This is a genomic window from Streptomyces sp. 12E, assembly GCF_055633275.1.
Genome location: NZ_JBVNCJ010000001.1, coordinates 7,370,196 through 7,389,509, shown reverse-complemented (window position 1 = coordinate 7,389,509; position 19,314 = coordinate 7,370,196). Strand labels below are relative to the sequence as shown.

The following is a 19,314-nucleotide window of genomic DNA, read 5'->3' as shown; positions in this document are numbered from 1 at the left end:
ACAGGTCGGGCCGGGTTCTCCATTCACTGCCTTGCTGTCACGCTCAGACACCCTCCACGAGCCCGTCCCGCTCACTGCGGAGGCAAGCTCGCGCATCATGCCCCTTACCGCTCCCCTGCAGCCATGACGGAGGCGTGCCCTCCATCCCACAGCGCCCCGTGCCCACGTCGAGCGGCCTCTCGGACGCGGCCGCCAAGGATCTCGCGTCGTACCGGGAGGAATTCCGGCGACGTCTGCCGGAGTCGCTGGACGAGTTGCACGGCCCCACGCAGGGGTCGTGGAGCTGCCGCTGCACATGGCCTGGTCCGGGATGACGTCGTACGACCTGGGCAAGCCGCGCCAGCGCATGGGGCTGTACCGCACCGTCCTGCACGAGGGCCTGCGTGATGACCTGCCCCGCTATCTCGACCGGGACCTGCTCCTCCAACTGTGGCCGGTACTGCGCACCCTCGTCGGTCGCACCGTGCGCACCGTGTGGGAAGACGCCTTCCCTCAGCTCGCCTCCCGCACCCGAGCTGCCGCGTGACGGACGTGCCGGAGCTGCACACGCGGCTCCTGGCGGATGTGATCGCCCTCGGCTCCCCGTATCCCTGGTCCTCACCGGCGGGTACGCCGTGCGAGCACACCACCTCGTCAACCGCCCCAGCCAGGACCTCGACGTCGCCACCGAGAACCCGGCGCCCATGGCCGACATCGCCGCCACGCTCCGCGCCGGCCTGGAGGCCCGCGGCTGGAAGGGGCACGCGCTGGAGACCGCCCCGCTGTCCGCCCGCTTCACCGTGACCGACCCGGCCACGGGGCAGGAATGCGAAGTCGACATCCTCAAGGGGATCTTCTGGCGGCCGGTCGCCCAGAGCCCGTACGGGCCCGTCCTCGCGGAGGAGGACGTGATCGGCACCAAGGTCCGCGCCCTCGCCGACCGCGGGGCGCCCCGCGGCCTGATCGACGTGTTCGCGGCCTCACGCCGCTGGCCCAATGCCGAGCTCGAGGAGTTCGGCCGCCGCCACGCCCGCGGCCGCTTCGAGCACGAGGACCTGCAGGCGAACCTCACGGGCGCCGAGTGGACCGACGACGAAGCCTTCGCCGCCTACGGGCTCGATGACACCACCATCACCGCTCCCCGCACTTGGGCCGTGGAGAGGGCCGACGACCTCGCGGCCCGTCTCCTCGAAGAGGCCGATGATACGGACATCGACTGATCACGTCTGGACTTCAACCGCACCCTGCTCGAGGAGTGGACCCTGCGCTTGCCGGCAACCTCATCCGCCCTGGTCGGATCTGGTGCGTAAGGCCGTCGCGCGGTTGTCGATCAACGCGGCACGATGACCAGCCGTGCTGCTGCGGCTGACCTGCTCGAGCATGGCGAACGCGTTCGTCATGCTGCGTCTGCTGCCGATGAGCGATCGGGACAAGGACATGGAGATCTTCGCTCCGCGCCACCGACTGTCGGTGCTGGAGCACCAACTCGATGAGGACAAGGTGCGTTTCAGTCCGAGTGACCGAGCTTTCCCGGCGGCGCTGCTGTAGAGGCTGCCGCGGGACGTGCTGTGCAGGCTGCGGCTGCTGGGGCGGCAGGGCACGATGCTCCGTTGGCACCGCGACCTGGTCGCCCGCCGCCACGCCGCCGAATCCAGGCCGAAGCGCCCGGGGCCGGCCCCGCATCGTGCGCGCCTTGGTGCTGCGCCTGGCACGGGAGAATCCCGCGTGGCAGCGAGGTGCTGCCCCTGCTCTACCTGCACGGCCTGTCCTCCGGCGACTTCGTACCCGCCCTGGAGCAGTTCCTCGGCTCCTCCGCCGGGCTCTCCCCAGCGACGGTCACCCGGCTGACGGCACAGTGACAGGCCGACCACGCCGCCTTCATGGACCGCGACCACGCCGAGCAGGCGATCAAAACGTTCGCCAAGCTCTACGGCGCGAAGTTCCGCAAGGCGGTCAAGAAGATCACCGACGACCAGGACCAGTTGCTGGCGTTCTACGACTTCCCAGCCGAGCACTGGATCCACCTGCGGACCACCAACCCCATCGAGTCGACGTTGGCCACCGTCCGCCTGCAGACCAAGGTCACCAAGGGCGCCGGCTCCCGCGCCGCCGCCCTCGCGATGGTCTTCAAGCTGGTCGAGTCCGCCCAGAACCGGTGGCGCGCGGTGAACGCACCCCACCTCGTTGCACTCGTCCGGGCCGGCGCCCGCTTCGAACGCGGCCGACTCGTCGAACGCCCGGAGCCCCTCGCAACATGACCAGCCTCGACTGATCCACGGGGCCTGTCCGACAATCGCTCCCTGCCGGCTTCCTCGACAGACAGGTGGGCAATCGCGGGCGAATCGCGCCCACTCCTGACGCTCTTCATGGCCGCCGCCGACGGTTGCTTCCCGCCGGCCGACGGCCAGGTGACGGTGTTACCCCCTCTGCCCGGAGGACTCGAGTGCTCGGTCGCCTTCACCGGCCACGCCGTCATCACCACCGCCATGACCAGCCAGGCCGTACATGCCCAAGGAACGGATGGCTTCGGTGCGTCGCTCTCGCCGGACTTCCTGCGGCACCTGGCCGGCCCGAAGGGCTGGATCGGTGTCACCGACGCGACACTCACGGCGCGCGGCACAGGCGGCCCGCCGCGTCTGGCAGAGCTGACCGATGCAGATGCTCACTCACGTGTCCGCCATGCCCGGGAGCTGCGGACGAACGTCAAGGCCTACGGTGACGAACGCGGCCTCATCACCCTGGCCGACGGCCTCGCCGGTCGGCGCGAGCTGAGTATCGAGCTCCACAACGTCCAGGACGGCAGCCAAGGACACGGGCGGTCGCTCCTCGCCGATGCCCTTTCCCTGGTTCCGGAAGCCTCCCCGGTCTTCGCCGCCGTCTCCCCCGGCAACGCCCGCTCCCTGCGCGCCTTCCTCGCCTGCGGGTTCACACCCGTAGGCAGCGAGGTCCTGCTGCGTCCCGAGCGGGGATAGCCAGGCGTACCGCCATGGACAGAACCCCAAACCGCTCGTCTCTCCCAGCGATCCACAAGTATTGGCAATTGCTCCCGCGTGCGGCGGGGCGTCCCCGGGCTCCCCGAATCGGCGGGACCGCGTCGAGCAGGAGCAGGAGCTGGGTGACGTCGTGCCGGTTGCCGCCGGTGAGCGTGACGGCGAGCGGGGTTCCGTGCCGGTCGACGATCAGGTGGTGCTTGGAGCCGGGGCGGGCGCGGTCGACGGGTGAGGGTCCAGCGTGGTCCCCCCTTTTGAGGGCCCGGACGTGCGATCCGTCCACGGCACAGTCGTCCAGGTCCAAGCCGTTCGGCGCGGCGCAGCTCGGTCAGCAGGGCGGCGTGCAGGCGTGGCCAGACGCCGGCCTCGGTCCGATCCCGCAGTCGGCGCCAGGCCGTCATGCCGGAACAGCCCACAGTCTCCGCCGGGACGTCCCGCCAGGCGACACCCGTCCGCAGCACGAACAGGACGCCGGCGAGTGCTGTTCGGTCAGGAACACGCAACCGCCCCGGATACCGGTGGCGCCGCTCGGGAGCGGGCGGAAGCAACGGGGCCACCCGCTCCCACAGGCCGTCAGGAACAAGATCGGCACGCACCTCGGACACCCTGCCGACCAAGATCGCCGAGCACAAGACCCGCAGCTCAAGTCATTCTGAAACGATCAGTAAGTCAGTACCGGGGCAGTGCTGGGACCCGACCGGTGGCTCTCACAGCCGGGTGGCCGAAGGCTCGGGAGGCAGCGCCTCCAGAGCGTCGCGGAGCCCGGCCCGCGACGTGATCCCCAGCTTCGGGAACACATGGTAGAGATGCGACGACACGGTCCGCGGCGAAAGGAACAGACGCGACGCGATCTGCGGGTTCGACAGCCCCGTCGCCGCCAGCCTGGCGACCTCCAGCTCCTGCGGGGTGAGGGCCTCACCGGCCTTGCCCCGGCCGGTCCGCGTCATGCCGGTGGCGCGGAGCTCCGCCGCGGCCCGGGCCTCCCACGAACGGGCCCCGAGTTCCTCGAAGCGGCCGCGGGCGGCGGCCAGCCGCACCCGGGCCTCGCGGTTGAGCCCCTGACGGCGCAGCCTCTCGCCGTACGCCAGATGAGCACGGCCGACCTCGAAGGGCCACTGCTCGACGCCCGGCAGTGCGAGTGCCTCCTCGAAGCACCGGACCATGTCCTCGGCAGCCGATGTCATCGCCGTGACCGTGGCCGTGCTCAGCGCGAGCCGCGACGAGAGGTGGCCGACACCGGCGTCGCGCAGCGCGTCCGCGTGCCGTCGCGCCTCCGCGTGCCGCCCGGTGCGCACGGCGGCCTCGACGAGGTCCGGCGCGGACCACACGGCCTCGGGGTTGAACGGCGGCAGCACACCCGGGGCGCAGATCGCCGTGGCGTGCCGGAACGCCGTCTCGAAGTCGGCGGCGCCGAGGGCCGCCCGGGCCGCCGCCTGGTGAGCGCAGTTCTCCAGCCGCCGCAAGCCCCTGGGGCCCGACCACCCCCAGATGTCCTCGCAGTGCTCCCGGCACGCGTCGAGGGCGCCGCGCTGGGCCGCGGCCATCGCAGCGACGTAGTGCCCCACCTGGGCGAACAGGTGGTACCCCATCTCCTCGGACAGTGCGATGAGCTCGTCCGCGGCGCCGGCCGACGCCTGCCACCGGCCGGCGTGCAAGTCGTCCAGGGCGACGAACATCAGGGCCGGCATGCTCGATCCCACCGCGCCGCCGTCGCGTATGACCCGGGACACGGCCTCGCGACAGCCCGGAAGCCGGTCGAGGTACGAGGCGGTCAGGGCGGTGCGGATGACCACGTCGGCGTCGCTCTGGTCCCTCAGCCGCGCGATCTCCTCGTCCAGGCGGCGCAGCATGCCGTCGGTGACGGAGCCGAGGTCGTGGTGGACGCGCCCCAGCGACGCCGCGGCGGCGGGCGCCGCCTCGGGGAACCGGGCGAGCACGTCGGCCAGAGGCTGCCAGTGCTCGGGCCGGCCCGAGTACTGGCTGGCGAGGGTGAGGGTGAACAGCGCGGTCTCCAGCTCCTCATGCGGCGGTCCGGGCATCACCGGGGCCTGCTCGACCGCCTCCATCAGGAGTGCATGGGCCGTATCGGCGTCGCCTTCCGTGACGAGCACCAGGAAGCCGGCCGTCGCGGCCGCCGAGAGCGACCGGGCCGCGGGATTGCCCTCGACCTCGCGCATGATCTCGTGGCTGATCTCCAGATGGCCTGCGACCCAGGCGGCGGCATAGGCGGCCTGCGACAGGCGGCGCCTGCGGTCCGCTCGGTCGGGGCTCAGCTCGGCCGCGCGCCGCAATCTCGTTATCGCGCCGTCGGCGTCACCGCGCCGCAGGCTGCTCCGGGCCGCCGACTCCACGACGGCGGCGACCGCCTCGTCGGGCGCCGTCGTGGCTCTGGCGAGGTGATCACCGCGCCGCTCGGGCTGGTCGGCCAGCGCGTCGGCCAGCCGGCGGTGGGCGCCGCGCCGCTGTTCACCGGTGGAACCGTCGACCACCGCGGACCTGACCAGCGGATGCCTGAAGCGCACCGCGCGGCCGTTCTCCGTGACCATGACCAGGTGGTCACGCTCCGCGGGAGCGAGTTCCTCGAGACTGCCCGGCCCGCCGGCCGCCTCGAGGACGCCGATGTCGCCGGAGCCCTCGAGAGCCGCGAGCAGCAGTACCTCACGCGTTCCCCGCGGCAGTCGTCCGACGCGGGCGCCGTACAGAGCGCGGACATCCCGTCCCGGGCCGCTCGCCCGCCCCGTCCCTTGGCCGTGTCGATCGCCGGACACCCCGGTGGACCCGGCGAACTCGAGCAGAGCCAGGGGGTTTCCCTGCGCCTCGTGGGCCACGGTCGAAAGAACCCGGCGGGGGAGGTGGGCGAAGCGTCGGGACAGCAGTCGCAGGGCGTCCGCGTCACCCAGCGGTGCGACCTCGAGTTCCGGCAGACCGGTGGACCGGAAGGATTCGCCGGACTCCGCCCGCTGTGCTCCGAGCAGCCCGATGCGGTGGCCCCCCAGTCTTCTGGCGACGAAACCCACCGCGGCCCGGCTCGCCTGGTCGATGGCATGAAGGTCATCGACCACGAGGAGCAACGGCCGCTCCTTCGCGGCCTCGTCGAACAGGGACAGTGCCGCGTTCAGGACGGCGATCCGGCTCGGCGCGGGACCGGCGCCGAGACCGAGGGCGACCTCGAGGGCCTCCCGCATGGAACGCGGCAGACGACCGAGCTCGTCCGGCAGCGAGCCGACGAGCTGATGGAGCCCCGCGTAGCTGATGTCCGTCTCGTACTCGACACCGCTCCCGCGGACGACCCGCACTCCTTTCGCCACCGCCAGCTCGGCGGTCGCGTCCAGGAGTGCCGTCTTCCCCACGCCCGGATCACCGGTGAGCAGCAGGACGGCTCCGTCCGTCCCGGCCATGTCCAGGAACGCCGCAAGCTCGGCGAGCTCGCCCTCCCGGCCGACCAGCCCGGTCGGGCCGACGCCCGTGCCTGTCCCTGACTTCGCCCACATTCGCCGCGTCCCTCGTCCAGTCTCGCGAAGCAGTCGAAACACTAGCCACGCACTTGACCAGGAAGTATCGCACCCACCGGCAAACGGAGCCTGAAGCCGTCTGCTTCGCCGACACCCGCAGCTCCCAGACGAAGATCATGCAGAACACCCGTCGGGCGCCGCAGCCCCACCGCAACGCCAGCACCAAGGGCACGCGGATCTCTGTGCCGGTCTTCCTCCCGCCCGGCGAAGACCGGCCGGCACGGTCGCCTCCGCCAGCTACCGCCCCCTCGTCGCCGTCCTCCGAGGCCTGCGCAGTCATGATGAACGACTCGTCGAGCAGCTCGCCTCCCACGCCCACGCCAGCGGACAGCGCAAGATCCACGTCCGACGCGACGAAGACGGACGGATCATCGGCGGCGAGGACGACGGCGAAGACCAGGAACACGACGACGCCGACGCCGCTGCCGAGTCCGCCCTGCTCCACTTCTCCACCCCGCGCGGCCACAGCGAACAGACCACGGCCGACGACGAGACAGAACCGGTGGGCGTGCGGTCGCGTGGGTCACCGCGCCCCGCCGTGGGGACGTCGTCCAGGGCCAGCGGGTTCGCGGTGCCGAGCGGGTGCGTCCCCGTCGTCGGCGTGAACAACGTGTCGCCGTCATTGAGCAGGTGCACCGGGCGCACGGCGCGGGCGCCGCCGTACGCCGTGCCGGCCAGGTTCCCGCGGCGGCGAGGGTTTCCTCACAGAACTGGCACCGCGGCGCTTTCCTCGCCCATCCCGCGCTCCGGACTCGCCCCGAGCGCCGTCAGCGTCACTCCGGCTGCCACCGCCAGCGCCGCCACCAGACCCGCCGCGAGCACCGCCCAGTGCCCCAGGAACGTACAGACGACCACCAGCAGCGCTGTGGCCGGCAGCACCGACTGCTGAGCGATCCCCACCTTGTAGAAGCGCGAGTGCAGCGCCCACACCGTGAGCAGGAACAGCGCTGTCGGCAGCGTCACCGCCGCCGACGCCGACAGCGCCGAAAGGTGCGCCTTGCCCACCGCCTGCTCCACCGCCACCTCCAAGCCGGCCCCGATCGCGGCACCCGAGACGAAGATCAGGTAATGGCCGTAGCCCCAGAGGAAGGACTGCCGGTTGGACCGGAGGTGCCCGTGGATGGGGACCGCGAAGTAGACCCACCAGGCGGCGAAGATGATCAGTAGTCCGCCGGCGGCGATGGGCAGCAACTCACCCAGGGCCTCGTGCTCGTCGATCCCCGACTTCACGGCGACGGTGGCCGCCGCGATGGTCTCGCCGAGCACGATGAGCGTGAGCAGCCCGTACCGTTCGGCGATGTGGTGGGGGTGCCACGGCGTGGGGTGGGCCCGCTCCGCATACAGCGGTACGGCCATCTCCAGCAGCGTCATCACCAGGAAGAGCCACGGGCGGCCGGCCTCCGGCAGGGCCAGTAGTCCCAGCCAGCCGATCTGACACAGCCCGATGGCGTACCGCAGCGCCATCGTCCGCTCGGGGCCCTGGCTCGACCGTGCCACGCGCAGCCACTGCGCCGTCATGGCGAGCCGCATGATCACATAGCCCAGGATGACGACCGGGTACGCGTGTTCCTCGGAGGCCTGGGAGACGCCTGCCGTCAGGACGAGCACGCCGGCTATCTGGATCAGCGTGACGATCCGGTACAGCACGTCGTCGTTGTCGTAAGCCGAGGCGAACCAGGTGAAGTTCATCCACGCCCACCAGATGGCGAAAAAGATCATCAAGTAGTTGAGGATCCCCTCGCCCGTGTGTCCCTCGACCATGGCGTGCACCAACTGGGCGCCTGCCTGGGCTATGGCCACGATGAAGCACAGGTCGAAGAAGAGCTCCAGTGAGGAGACGCCGCGGTGGGTCTCGTCGCGGCCTCGTGCCGTGAGCCTGCGCAGTGGTCTGTGGTGTGCGGGCGCCGCGGAGGACACCGGCGGCGGATTCGGACTGCTTGTCATCTGGTGAGCCAAGCTCCGAAATGCCGCTGCAGTCGGGGATTGATCTGCCAGACCATCGCTGCTGCCGCCACCGGGACGAGTACAGCCAGTCGCACCGGCAGGTACAGATCCTCCAGAACAGGGTTCGTGGCCAGGCCCAGCAGGACGATGGTGGGGTAGATGGCGCACACGGTGAGGAGCCACAGCTTCCAACGCCGGACGGGGGCCGGAACGGTGGGGTCGAGCCGGGGTTCGGCGTTCGCGGACGCGTTCCGGCTCTGCTCCCGGAGCGTGTGCCGGCTGTCTGTCACTGCCGGTGGGCTTGGCAGTCCAGGACCGTCGGCACCGTAGGCGTGGGAAACAGTTCTCTCGTTCATGGACCACTCCAAATCGAAATGCTGCGTATCGTTTTGATTCCATCGGTTCCTGCGCGACCGGGGCGATGTTGGCGCTGCGTGAGGGGCTGCCCGCGCGTAACAGCGGCAGCAGTTGCCGGGTGAGCAGCACAGGGCTCAGATGGTTCACCGCCGGCCGCTGCTGGTGTCCGTCTGCCGGCATGCATCGGATGGTGCCGTTCCAGGTGAAGCCCACACCCGCGTTGCTGACCAGCACGTCGAGGCGATCGTGCCGTGCCGCCACTTCGGCCGCGGGTCGCTGGGGCTCGGCCGGAGCGGACAGGTCGGCGATGTATTGCTCGGCCCCGAAACGCTGCGTGATCGGCACCAGTCGCTGCGGGGCACGACCGTGCGGAAGCAACTGGTGCACGGCTTTCGCAAGCTCCTCAGCCAGAGCGAGACCACAACCGTTCGTCGCTCCGGTGATCAGAATCGACGCCTGGTGCAACCTTCCCGTGCAGGGAGACGGCCCGGTGCCCAGGTGGGCGCCGGGCCGGGTCCTGATCTGATCAGTGAGCGGAATGGGTGTGGTCCTGCTCCACGTACACCTTGAGGGCCTGGAACTCCTCGATCGCGCGCGGGCCGCACAGGTAGCCGTAACCGCTGCCCTTGACGCCGCCCTCCTCGAAGTCCTCGCTGATGGCTCCCCAGGTGTTGATCCATACAGTGCCGGTGCGGATGCGCCGGGCGATCCGGCGGGCCTTCATGGAGTCCGAGCTGAACACCGAGGCGGCCAGGCCGTAGATGGTGGCGTTCGCCTTGGCCACGGCGTCGTCCTCGTCGTCGAAGATCTCGAACGTCTGGACCGGGCCGAAGACCTCTTCCTGCACGATCCGGACGTCGGTGCGGTCCACCTCGATCAGGCTCGGCCGGTAGAACGCACCAGCGGCCAGCGGGCCGTCGGTGACCACACCGCCGCGCAGCAGTACCGTGCCGTACGAGGCGGCTTCCTCGACGATCGCGTCCACCCGCTGGGCGGACGCCCGGTCGATCACCGGGCCGAGCTGGGCCTTCTCGTCGTCGCCCGAGCCGAGCCGCACCTGTGCGAGCGCGTTGACAAGGCGAGTGCGCACCTGGTCGGCGATGTCCCGGTGCACCAGTACGCGGGAGCCGGTGCAGCAGAACTGCCCGTTCATCATCACCAGCGACTGCACCACGGTCGGGATCACCATGTCCAGATCGGCGTCGGGAAGGATCACCAGCGGAGCCTTGCCGCCCAGTTCCAGACCGAGCCGCTTGAGCGTGGCGGAGGCCGCGGCCGCGATACGGCGGCCGACCGGCGTGCTGCCGGTGTAGTTGATCACGTCGACCTTGTCCGAGGAGACCAGGAACGGGGCCCCGGTGTTGCCGGACTCGGTGAACACGCTGACCACGCCCGCCGGGATTTCCGGGACCGAGGCAAGGACCTGCGCGAACAGCTCATTGGTCAGTGCCGTCTGAGCCGGAAGTTTGACCACGACGGTGCAGCCGGCGGCCAGTGCCGGGCCCAGAGCCCGCACGGTCAGCATGACGGGGGAGTTCCAGGGAGAGATGATCCCGACGACACCGAGCGGCTCGGGCACCGAGTGGGTGTACTGGCCGGGTGCCGTCTCGGCGGCGCGCCCGGCGGTCTGGGTGCGTGCCGAGGCCGCCGCGTAGCGCAGCCATCCGGCCGCACCGCTGACCTCCCACGTGGTCTCACCCAGCAGCTTGCCGTTCTCCCGGGACAACATGGCCGCAATCTCGGGCACCCGGGCCTCGAGGGCGTCGGCCAGCCGGCTGAGCGCGGTCGCCCGGAGCGAGGGAGTGCGCGCCCATTCGGTGGTCTCGAACGCGGCGGCGGCTGCGTCCACGGCGGCCGAGGCCTCTGCCTCGCCACCGTCGTAGAAGGAGCCGACCACGGTGCCGTCGGCCGGGTTGATCGATTCCAGAACCGAGCCGGAGCCGGTCCACCGTCCGTTGATCCAGTGCTGCGCGATGGTGTTCATGGTCCGCTCCTCGTGGTCTCGCCCGGGTACCGGGCGGTTTCGCTGTCTCCACGAGAATGGCTCGGCCGCCGTGCCGACAGCCTCCGTCAGCTGACTGACATCCGGCCGACGGCTCGCTTACGTCAGTACCGGGGCAGTGCTGAGACCCGACCGGTAGCTCTCACAGCCGGGTGGCCGAAGGCTCTGGAGGCGCTGCCTCTGAACTCACGCTCGCCGCGTGATCAAAGACGCGTGTCCGCCATCACGGGGAAAACCCAGCTGCACTGGCTTGATCGCATCGCTCGCCCGCTGTCGGCTTCTCCTCACGGACAACCCGCAGACGCCCCTCCCCCGTCCTAGGTGACGCGAGGGGCGCCCGAAACCGACGGGACGTCTGCGCACGGGGTTTTGAGGAGAGGACCATTGTTCCGTGCCCGGCGAATATGTGTGACCGCCGTGGCGGTACTGGCGGCCTTGGCGGGCTCGCCCGGACCGGCACAAGCCGAACAATCGCACGAATCGGGTCCGTTGAGCGCGACGGACGACAATCCACTTCCCCCGGGGTGGCGGATCGCCGGGAAGGGCGGGGCGCGTGAGCTGGTCTGGCGTACGCCGAAGGCCGTGCCCATGGGGGATGCGCGGGTCGAGTTCCGTACCGGGGAGCGGCTGCTCGGGGCGCCGAAGCCGGCGAGGGACGGGAAGACCTTCCGGCTCGCCCTCGGCGGAACGCCGCCCGGACAGCTGACGGACCTTCGCGTGACGGCCGCGGGACGCCGACTGGACGTGGCGGCCGACGACACCCACAGGTCCGGCTCGCGCGTGGCACGGATGCCCGCGCAGGCACCGGCGAACAGCGTTGATCCGGGCAGACCCGGATCGTACCGCACGGTCACCGGGAAGTACGACCTCGACCCGGTGCGCCTGCCCGGGTTCGACACCCCGGTGGAGATGACCGCCGAGGTGGTGGCGCCGAAGGGCGCCACCGGCAGCCGGCCGCTCGCTCTGTTCCTGCACGGCCGCCACAACACCTGTTACAAGCCGGGCTCCGAGGACGACGTGACCGTCGACTGGCCCTGCGCGGACGGCTACAAGCCGATCCCGAGCCACCTGGGCTACCTGCGTGACCAGCGACTGCTGGCTTCCCAGGGCCATGTGACGGTGTCGATCTCGGCGAACGGCATCAACGCCCAGGACGGGCAGGCCGAGGACTACGGCACGCAGGCGCGTTCCTCACTGGTACGCGAGCACCTCGCCCGCTGGGCCGACTGGAGCGCCCATCGCTCCTCCGCCCCGGCCGCCGTGCGCGAGGCGGCGAAAGCGGACCTCTCCCGTGTCCTGCTCATCGGCCACTCACGCGGTGGCGAGGGCGTCAACCGGGCCGCCATGGACAGCCTCTACCCGCCGCCGGCCGCCGAGGACGGCCACCGGGGCCCGGCGCGCTGGAAGGTGCGCGGGACCGTGCTCATCGGGCCGACGCTCTTCGGCCAGAACCCGGTCGCCGACGTGCCGTCCGTGACACTGCTGCCGGGCTGCGACGGCGACGTGTCGGATCTCCAGGGCCAGAACTTCGTCGACGGGACGCGCGGGATCAGCCGGGGCACGGCCCTGCACAGCGCGGTCTACATGATCGGCGCCAACCACAACTACTTCAACAGCGAGTGGACCCCGGGTGAGGCCGTCGCACCGGCCTGGGACGACTTCGGGACCGGCCTGGAGCAGCCGGACCCGGTGTGCACGCCGGGTGCCGCGACCCGGCTGACCGCCGCCCAGCAGCACAAGGCGGGCGCCACGTACATCGCCGCCGCGGCCCGGCTCTTCGTCGCCGGGGACGATCGGGTGCGTCCGCTGCTCGACGGTTCCGGCAAGCGGGCCCCGTCCGCGGACCCGGCCCGGGTGCTGACCCACGCGGTCGGCGGCCGCCGCAGCGGTGGTTTCCTGCCGGACGACGGGGCGGAGGTGACCGGCGCCCGGCTGTGTTCGGCGATCGACCCCGACCCGGCAGTGGCCTGTCTGGACCCGGAGACCCCCGGATCGTCACCGCACTTCGTGCGGTGGCAGACAAAACAGGAGGCGGGCCGCAGCGCGGTGGACCTGCAGTGGTCCGCGCCGGGCACGGCCGCGCGCATCACTCCGGCCGAGCCGCTCTCCCTCCGCGACTCCCAGCAGCTCGCGCTCCGGGTCTTCGTACCGCCGAACACGACCGGCACGAAGTTCGACGTGTCCGTCACCGACTCCTCCGACCGTAGGGTGACGTTGGGCTCGGTCCGGGTGGACGGTCTCCCGGGCTCCGCGAACACCGCCTCCTACTGGGCTCAGGAGCTGCGCGTCCCGCTGTCGGCCGCGATCCGGGCCGGGCTCGATCTCAGACGTGTCAAGTCCCTCGAGCTGACGCCTCGTTCGCAGTCCGGACGGGCCTGGCTGATGGACGCCTGGGGCTGGGCGCCCGGCACTTCGGCGGTGAAGGCGGCCGCACTGCCGCGTGTCGACGTGGGCCGCACGATCGTCAAGGAGGGCGACTCGGGCATCCGTACCTACCGGGTCCCGGTCGAGATCTCCGGGCACGGCAGCGGGCAGGTCCGCGTGTACGTCCTCGACCCGGACAGCGACCGGGCCGAGAGCCGCCTCGTGACCGTGCGGCCCGGCAGCGACGTGATAGACGTGCCGGTCGAGGTGAAGGGCGACACGGCCTACGGCCACGACGTGGAGCACGACATCGCCGTCAAGGCCGTCCACAACGCCGTCGTCGGCAAGCACCGGGGCGGGCTCACCGTCGAGGACGACGACCCCGAGCCGGTGATCACCCTGTCGCCGGTCGCGGACCGGGTGACCGAGGGGGAGACGCTGACCTGGCGGCTGTCCGCGGATGCGCCCACGGAGGTGGACATCTGGCAGCCGGTGCGGGTGCTTCCGGTCACCGAGGGCGCCGAGCTGTCCACCAAGGACGTGGACCCGCAATGGCTCATGGACTGGTCCGGTGACGTGCCCGACCCCGAGCGGCCGCTGTCCGACGCGAGCCTGTGGGTGTGGCTGAAGATCCCGCCCGGGAGCACCAGCGCGGACTTCTTCGTGCCGATCGTGCGGGACCAGGTGGCCGAGCCGGCCGAGTCGATGCGCCTCGCGCCGACCGACTACGACGCCGAACCGCTGCCCGACGGGCCGGTGCTGACGGGGACGGTGCTCGACAAGCCGTAAGCACGATGTACGAGGGATCGTGAACACCCTCTTGTGCGGGGTCCGGCCTGTCCGGGCCCCGCTCTTCACGAGGTCACGCGGCTCCCGACCGTCCCGTCCAGCCCCCGGCGCAACCTGCTGCCGAAGAACGTGAGTCGGCCGAGGTCTCGTCGTCGTGCGACCACGCAATACGCGAGAGCGGAACAGCGAGGGGAGTGCCGGCTTACGGCGCAAACCAGCGATATCGAGACGGCTGCCTGAACTTTTCCCGCGATGCCGGACACTCCCGCGCGTGGCGTAGGCCTGCCCGAGCTTCCCGCGCCACCGCCGCGCCGTCTCCCAGGGGACCGTCACGCCATGCTCGAGCATCAGCTCCTCGACCTCGCGGAAGCTGAGCGGGGAGCGGAAGTACAGCCACACGCAGGGGGAGATCACCTCGACCGGGTACCGGTGCCCCCTGTACGACAGCGACGTACTCCTCACGGATGGCCCCCTCCCTCATGATCAACCCGAAGAACATCCCACCCGGTCAGCCAACGTGACATGTGCCGAAGCACGACAGTTGTCACCGCCGACGGCGCTGACCTGTGCCTTCGGGATGCGCTCGCCTCCTCGCTGCCGGAGCCGTCCTTGCTCACATAACTGGTCCAGCAGTCGGCACACTCAAGCCGCAGCTGTTCCGTCGCGGCTTGAGTGCGTCACGGCCGCCCGGCGCGAGGTAACGCGGCCCCTGCCGAAAACCTCGTCCGCCCTGGTGAAAGACGGTGGGCGGGGATGCGCGGGTGCTCGAGGGGGTGCTCTCGCGTACCTGGTGGTTGTACCGACATGATGGTCGGTCGTGCTGCTGCGACTGGCTTGCCTGACCATGACCCAAGCGTTCGCCATGGTCCGCCTGTTACCAGTGAGCGACCGGGACAAGGACGCGGAGATTCTCGCCCTGCGCCATCAGGTCACGGTGCTTCAGCGTCAACTCGGCAAAGGCAGGGTGCGGTTCACTCCGGGCGATCGAGCGTTCTTGGCGGCGATGCCGCACCGGCTGCCGTCGGAGGTGCTGCGCAGGGTGAGGTTGCTGGTGCGTCCGGATACGGTGCTGCGCCGGCACCGCGATCTGGTGGCGCGCCGCCACGCTGCCGCTTCCCGGCCGAAGCGCTCGGGAAGGCCGCGGACCGTGCGCTCCGTCCGGCTCTTGGTGTTGCGGCTTGCGCGGGAAATCCTGGTCGGGGGTACCGCCGCCTCCACGGCGAACTCCTCGCCCTTGGAATCAAGGCGGCCTCCTCAACCGTCTGGGAGATCCTCCAGAAGGCTGGGATCGACCCGGCACCGGGCCGTGCTTCCAGCACATGGGCGGACTTCCTGCGCTCCCAGGCCGGCGCCCTGCCGGCGTGCGACTTCCTGCAGACGGTCACACTGTGCGGGGCGCGCCTGTACGTGTTCGCGGTGATCGAACATGCCAGCCGCCGGATCCGGGTCCTCGGCGCCACTGCGCCCCCACCGCATCCTGGGTGACGCACGTCGCGAAGAATCTCGTCATGGACCTCGAAGACGCCGGCTGCCGGGTCAGGTTCCTGATCCGGGACCGGGACGGGAAGTTTCCCGCCCTGTTCGACACCGTCCTCAACGATGCAGGGATCGAGGTAGTACTCAGCGGAGTACGGATGCCGCGCATGAACTCGATCATGGAACGGTGGGTGCAGACCTGCCGGCGCGAGTCGCTGGACCGCACCCTGATCCGGAACCAGCGACACCTGCTCCACGCGCTACGCGAGTTCGAAGACCTCTACCACTCCCACCGGCCCCATCAAGGCATCGCCAACGCCCGCCCGCCACGCCCCTTGCCGAGGCCGATCAGCGATCCGGAGCAGATCATCCACCTCGACATACGACGACGCCAACGACTCGGCGGCATCCTCCACCAGTATCGACATGCCGCCTGAACTGGGCGGATGAGCTTTTCGGCAGGCGCAGGTCCGCCAGGGCCCGTAGCGTTCGGGCAGATCCGGCCATGGCACACCGGTACGAGCCCGGAACAACACCCTGTTGATCACTCTGCGGTGATCGGCCCGCTGCCCGCCCGGCCTGCCGTTGGCGGGCAGTAACGACTCGATCTTCTGCCACTGCGCATCCGTGAGCTCATGCCGCCGCACCATGAGATGCACCTGCCCAGCCGGAGCACTGATCCACCCAGCCCAGCAAGAGCCATCAGGAACGACCTAGCGCAGGGTGAGATTGGTGCGCCAGTACGCGGCCACCAGCAGCACCCGGTCCTCCAAGGGCAGCGACCACGGCCGGCCCTTGCGGACCGGATCGGTGCCCTCGCGCCGCAGTGCGGTGATCAGCTTGTTGAACTGCCGTGGGCTCAGCCCGGTGAACGGACCTGTCCAGGAGGGCTCCGACGCCGTGATCACACCCGCCACGACAAGATCGTCTCACCTCTGACCAGCAGGTACGGGACAACCTCTAACGCCGGTATTTCCAGCGCTCGACAACGTAGGCCCTTCGCTCCTGGGTCAGACGCCGTCCTTGTGGCCGTTCGCGGCGAGCAGTTGCTCCATGCTCTTGTGGGCGGGGGCGGCTTTGGCGTTGCTCTCGTCGTGGAAGAGCCTGAGGTACTGGAAGAGGATCCGCACGCACGTGTCGCGCTTGTCGTACTCCGCGTTGTCGACGAGGTGGAAGTCCTCGGAGATCTCCAGCGTCCGCCCGTCCGGACCGGTGTAGAGGGGGTGCCAGATCATCCGGACGTTCGGGTTGAGCCGCTGGACCAGCCGCAGCTCCGGGACCTCCAGCCGGATGAGGATGCTGTCGGGATCGTAGGCCCGCACGAAGATGTGCACCGGGCCGGTGGCCAGCGACACGAACGCCTTGGACAGGATGCTCCACATCGGCCCGGTCAGCTTCCAGTCCGGATGCAGTTCCAGGACGTTCAGCACGCTGCCGATTCGGGTCTGCGCTAGCGGTGTGTGGCCCTTCGCATGCGCGTAGTCGTTGACCTCGATGCCGCCGGCCCACAGGGCCATGGTGGGCGTCTTTACCTCCAGGTGCTTGGTCATCAGCTTGACGAACTCCTGGTACCACGTGTTCATCGCACGGATCTCGCGCTGCTTCTGGCGGTCGCTCGTCCTCGCCGCTGCCTCGGCGTTCAGCGCGCCCTGTGAGTCGACCCCGCCGAGCAGCATTTGCCACGCGTCGTCGGCTTCGGCCTGGGGAATGCCCGCGGCCTCGGTCAGCTTCTGGTAGGTCTCCCACTCGGGGTGTTCCGTGGGCCTCGTGGCGTAGTGCTCTTTCAAGGCGCCGACCGGCTTGCGCTGCACCCAGCGGGTCACCGCCGCGTTCCCCGCCTGCTGCTGAAGAGCGGCCAGGCCCGTGGACGGCGCCCCACGCCAGGCAGCGGTCCGGGGCGCCGGCCGCGGCTCCTTCGCTCTCCGTAACTCGTGCACGCTCTTTCCCGCCCCTCCCGATCGACGTCACGGAGCCTAGAGCGGCGGCGGCGGTAGGGCGATGTACGAGAGGGCAGCCTTGAGGGCACATACTCCGGGACGATAAAATGCCCTGCTCATCCTGCCTGGCGGTGGGAGTGTGGTGGGGGCTCCGCGGGGGTGTCCTGCCCCGACGCTGCCGTACTCGCGGTTGGCGCGGTCGAGCCCGTCGTCCTGGTCTTCGCTGTTGCCTCGCTGCTGTGGTCCGCCAGTCGCGCGAAGGCCAACGCGCACACCGAGCGCCACCACTACCACGGCTCGGTCCGTCAAAACCTGACCAACCGGCCTGCCCTTATCACTCGTCCGGGGAAAACCCGCAGTTCGGTACGCACAAACCACTAGATTCCTCTCATTGCCCCCACCACGAGAGGAAACGAACCAGGCGGAGGGTTCCTCCTGGCGGGCGGTCACCGTCTCGCGGGCGTGATAGATGAGGTGCTGGAGGGCGTCGTCGGCGTCGAACAACCAGCCAAGGCCGTCTGACGGCCTTCCTTCAACCCGCCACCCTTCATGGGTGGCGGGACGCCGACCAGCCGGTTGTCACTGGCCGAGGGCACCGTTCTGTTCCAAGCCGTCCATGAACTGCTCGTGCACCCTCAGCTCACGCCCTCTGCCTGGGCTCGTCAGAACGATGGTCTTCGCCTCCGCGAGCGACGTGGGACCCGCCCCCAGCAGTTCACGCGTGATCACCACGGCATCAAGCACCTCGACCCGGCACTCACTCAGCAGCCGCTGCACGGCAGCCATCCCGCCGTCCCCGGCCAACAGCGGTCGGCACTCGTCGACGAGCGCTTCAAGGCGGGCCGTCCTCTCCGGGCTCCGTCCTCTGATCGCCATCGCGCTGTTCCTTTCCCCGCGGATCCGAACTCCTCCCCGATCATCCCGGACGCTCGGACATCGGACCGCCTTCATTTCTCGTGGACATCAGCGAGCCAGTGGATCACCAACTGCCTCCCGGACTGCTGAACAAACGCTGCTGCCTGATGTGAACGAAGCCAACCGGGGATCTGCCCGGTGTTGATCAGATGCTGGCGGCGCCAGCTGTAGATCGTCTGGTCGCTGACGCCCAGGAGTTGGGCTGCCTCGGCGACCTTGCGGCCGGATGCGACAAGGTCGAGGACCCGGCGGCGGAACTCGGGCGGATAGCTGCGGGACACGGTGGCCTCCGGATGCTGCTGAATCAGTCAGTTCTCCAGCAACCCGACTCCATCAGACCCGGGGCAGACCAGAGTCCCTACCGAACCCGGAGCGGTTCATCATGCTCGGCGACGTTGATGGCAAGGCCCCGGCGGGTTTTGCCGGATACCCAGTCGGTGACGTACTGACAGCGGTGACCGGCAGCCGGAGGCCTTTCTACAAGGGCGGGTGTCCGGTGAGGGCGCCGCCGGGGTCGTCGGCAAGAGCGAGGCGGGCGGTGATGCGTTTACCGACCGGTTCGCGCCGTGCTTCGAAACCCTGGGCGACGGCCATGACGATCTCCAGGCCGTGCTGGCCGACCCGGCCGGCGTCCGCGGCCCGGGCGACCGGCAGCACCGGATCGGAGTCCCACACCGACACCACTACCGTGTCGCCGGCGATGCGCAGGTCCATCAGCGCCGGGCCGGGAGCGTACTTACGAGCGTTGGTGACCAGTTCGCTGACCACCAACTGCGTCACGTCCATCGCGCGCCGGGAGACGGGCAGGCCGTATTCGGCCTGCACCCGCGTGAGGAAGCCGACGGCCAGGTGACGAGCCTGGGCAATACCGGCCCCGTCCCCGTCCAACGCGACCGTGGTCTGTATGACCTCTCCCCCCGGCGTAGCGCCGTCCCCGCCCACGGACACTGTTTCCATCCCCGCCGCCTTCACTACCCCGTTCACCACCCAACGCGCATACCCGCCCTTGCGCAGCACACGCCCTGCACTCCTCCCCCGGCTTCCTGCAC

Annotated in this window: 11 protein-coding genes and 10 pseudogenes; 8 read left to right on the top strand and 13 right to left on the bottom strand. The window is 70.0% G+C overall.

The window, feature by feature from the left end; all coding sequences use genetic code 11:
- The first annotated feature begins 158 nt into the window (after positions 1-158).
- The 5 genes and pseudogenes from ACZ8ZB_RS33915 (at position 159) to ACZ8ZB_RS33895 (ending at position 2,951) form a co-directional block, all read left to right on the top strand.
- Positions 159-526 (top strand): annotated as a pseudogene (locus ACZ8ZB_RS33915) (hypothetical protein).
- Positions 523-1,199: pseudogene (locus ACZ8ZB_RS33910) on the top strand (nucleotidyl transferase AbiEii/AbiGii toxin family protein). The pseudogenes ACZ8ZB_RS33915 and ACZ8ZB_RS33910 overlap by 4 nt, the downstream one beginning before the upstream one ends.
- A 133-nt stretch (positions 1,200-1,332) precedes the next feature.
- Positions 1,333-1,527, top strand: a complete 195-nt coding sequence (locus tag ACZ8ZB_RS33905; protein ID WP_470741364.1) for a hypothetical protein — start codon at positions 1,333-1,335, stop codon at positions 1,525-1,527.
- A gap of 155 nt (positions 1,528-1,682) precedes the next feature.
- A pseudogene (locus ACZ8ZB_RS33900) lies at positions 1,683-2,237 on the top strand (transposase); the annotation flags it as partial.
- A 108-nt stretch (positions 2,238-2,345) separates the two neighbouring features.
- Positions 2,346-2,951: a hypothetical protein gene (locus ACZ8ZB_RS33895; RefSeq protein ID WP_470741363.1), complete on the top strand. Its 606-nt coding sequence runs from the start codon at positions 2,346-2,348 to the stop codon at positions 2,949-2,951.
- 76 nt (positions 2,952-3,027) lie between these two features.
- On the opposite strand, the pseudogene ACZ8ZB_RS33890 reads toward ACZ8ZB_RS33895, so the two are convergent.
- Both ACZ8ZB_RS33890 and ACZ8ZB_RS33885 read right to left on the bottom strand, forming a co-directional pair.
- A pseudogene (locus tag ACZ8ZB_RS33890) lies at positions 3,028-3,565 on the bottom strand (IS5 family transposase); the annotation flags it as partial.
- Between the two features lie 111 nt (positions 3,566-3,676).
- Complete coding sequence (locus ACZ8ZB_RS33885; RefSeq protein WP_470741362.1) at positions 3,677-6,460, bottom strand: ATP-binding protein; 2,784 nt, start codon at positions 6,458-6,460, stop codon at positions 3,677-3,679.
- Between the two features lie 92 nt (positions 6,461-6,552).
- On the opposite strand from ACZ8ZB_RS33885, the pseudogene ACZ8ZB_RS33880 reads away from it, so the two are divergent.
- Positions 6,553-6,941 (top strand): annotated as a pseudogene (locus ACZ8ZB_RS33880) (DEAD/DEAH box helicase); the annotation flags it as partial.
- Between the two features lie 242 nt (positions 6,942-7,183).
- Here ACZ8ZB_RS33880 and ACZ8ZB_RS33875 read toward each other — a convergent pair.
- The 4 genes and pseudogenes from ACZ8ZB_RS33875 to ACZ8ZB_RS33860 all read right to left on the bottom strand — a co-directional run bounded on the left by ACZ8ZB_RS33875 (position 7,184) and on the right by ACZ8ZB_RS33860 (position 10,766).
- Positions 7,184-8,425 carry a low temperature requirement protein A gene (locus ACZ8ZB_RS33875; protein ID WP_470741653.1) on the bottom strand — a complete coding sequence of 414 codons (1,242 nt, stop codon included), beginning with the start codon at positions 8,423-8,425 and terminating at the stop codon, positions 7,184-7,186.
- Positions 8,422-8,715 carry a putative antibiotic biosynthesis monooxygenase gene (locus tag ACZ8ZB_RS33870; RefSeq protein WP_470741667.1) on the bottom strand — a complete coding sequence of 98 codons (294 nt, stop codon included), beginning with the start codon at positions 8,713-8,715 and terminating at the stop codon, positions 8,422-8,424. The genes ACZ8ZB_RS33875 and ACZ8ZB_RS33870 overlap by 4 nt, the downstream gene beginning before the upstream one ends.
- 97 nt (positions 8,716-8,812) lie before the next feature.
- Positions 8,813-9,247, bottom strand: a pseudogene (locus ACZ8ZB_RS33865) (SDR family NAD(P)-dependent oxidoreductase); the annotation flags it as partial.
- A gap of 61 nt (positions 9,248-9,308) precedes the next feature.
- On the bottom strand, positions 9,309-10,766 hold the full coding sequence (locus ACZ8ZB_RS33860) for an aldehyde dehydrogenase family protein (RefSeq protein ID WP_470741361.1): 1,458 nt from the start codon (positions 10,764-10,766) through the stop codon (positions 9,309-9,311).
- A 402-nt stretch (positions 10,767-11,168) separates the two neighbouring features.
- On the opposite strand from ACZ8ZB_RS33860, the gene ACZ8ZB_RS33855 reads away from it, so the two are divergent.
- Positions 11,169-13,937 carry an alpha/beta hydrolase gene (locus ACZ8ZB_RS33855; protein WP_470741360.1) on the top strand — a complete coding sequence of 923 codons (2,769 nt, stop codon included), beginning with the start codon at positions 11,169-11,171 and terminating at the stop codon, positions 13,935-13,937.
- 272 nt (positions 13,938-14,209) lie between these two features.
- On the opposite strand, the pseudogene ACZ8ZB_RS33850 reads toward ACZ8ZB_RS33855, so the two are convergent.
- A pseudogene (locus tag ACZ8ZB_RS33850) lies at positions 14,210-14,399 on the bottom strand (IS6 family transposase); the annotation flags it as partial.
- A gap of 355 nt (positions 14,400-14,754) precedes the next feature.
- On the opposite strand from ACZ8ZB_RS33850, the pseudogene ACZ8ZB_RS33845 reads away from it, so the two are divergent.
- A pseudogene (locus tag ACZ8ZB_RS33845) lies at positions 14,755-15,850 on the top strand (integrase core domain-containing protein).
- A 30-nt stretch (positions 15,851-15,880) separates the two neighbouring features.
- On the opposite strand, the pseudogene ACZ8ZB_RS33840 reads toward ACZ8ZB_RS33845, so the two are convergent.
- The 6 genes and pseudogenes from ACZ8ZB_RS33840 to ACZ8ZB_RS33815 form a co-directional block, all read right to left on the bottom strand.
- Positions 15,881-16,063, bottom strand: a pseudogene (locus tag ACZ8ZB_RS33840) (transposase); the annotation flags it as partial.
- 66 nt (positions 16,064-16,129) lie between these two features.
- Positions 16,130-16,330: pseudogene (locus tag ACZ8ZB_RS33835) on the bottom strand (helix-turn-helix domain-containing protein); the annotation flags it as partial.
- A gap of 93 nt (positions 16,331-16,423) precedes the next feature.
- On the bottom strand, positions 16,424-17,236 hold the full coding sequence (locus ACZ8ZB_RS33830; RefSeq protein ID WP_470741359.1) for a hypothetical protein: 813 nt from the start codon (positions 17,234-17,236) through the stop codon (positions 16,424-16,426).
- A gap of 693 nt (positions 17,237-17,929) precedes the next feature.
- Positions 17,930-18,226 carry a hypothetical protein gene (locus ACZ8ZB_RS33825; RefSeq protein WP_470741358.1) on the bottom strand — a complete coding sequence of 99 codons (297 nt, stop codon included), beginning with the start codon at positions 18,224-18,226 and terminating at the stop codon, positions 17,930-17,932.
- Positions 18,227-18,297: 71 nt separating this feature from the next.
- Positions 18,298-18,546 carry a transposase gene (locus ACZ8ZB_RS33820; RefSeq protein WP_470741357.1) on the bottom strand — a complete coding sequence of 83 codons (249 nt, stop codon included), beginning with the start codon at positions 18,544-18,546 and terminating at the stop codon, positions 18,298-18,300.
- A 196-nt stretch (positions 18,547-18,742) separates the two neighbouring features.
- The gene (locus tag ACZ8ZB_RS33815; protein WP_470741652.1) at positions 18,743-19,222 is read right to left on the bottom strand and encodes an ATP-binding protein; all 480 of its coding nucleotides are present in this window, start codon (positions 19,220-19,222) and stop codon (positions 18,743-18,745) included.
- Between the last annotated feature and the right edge of the window lie 92 nt (positions 19,223-19,314).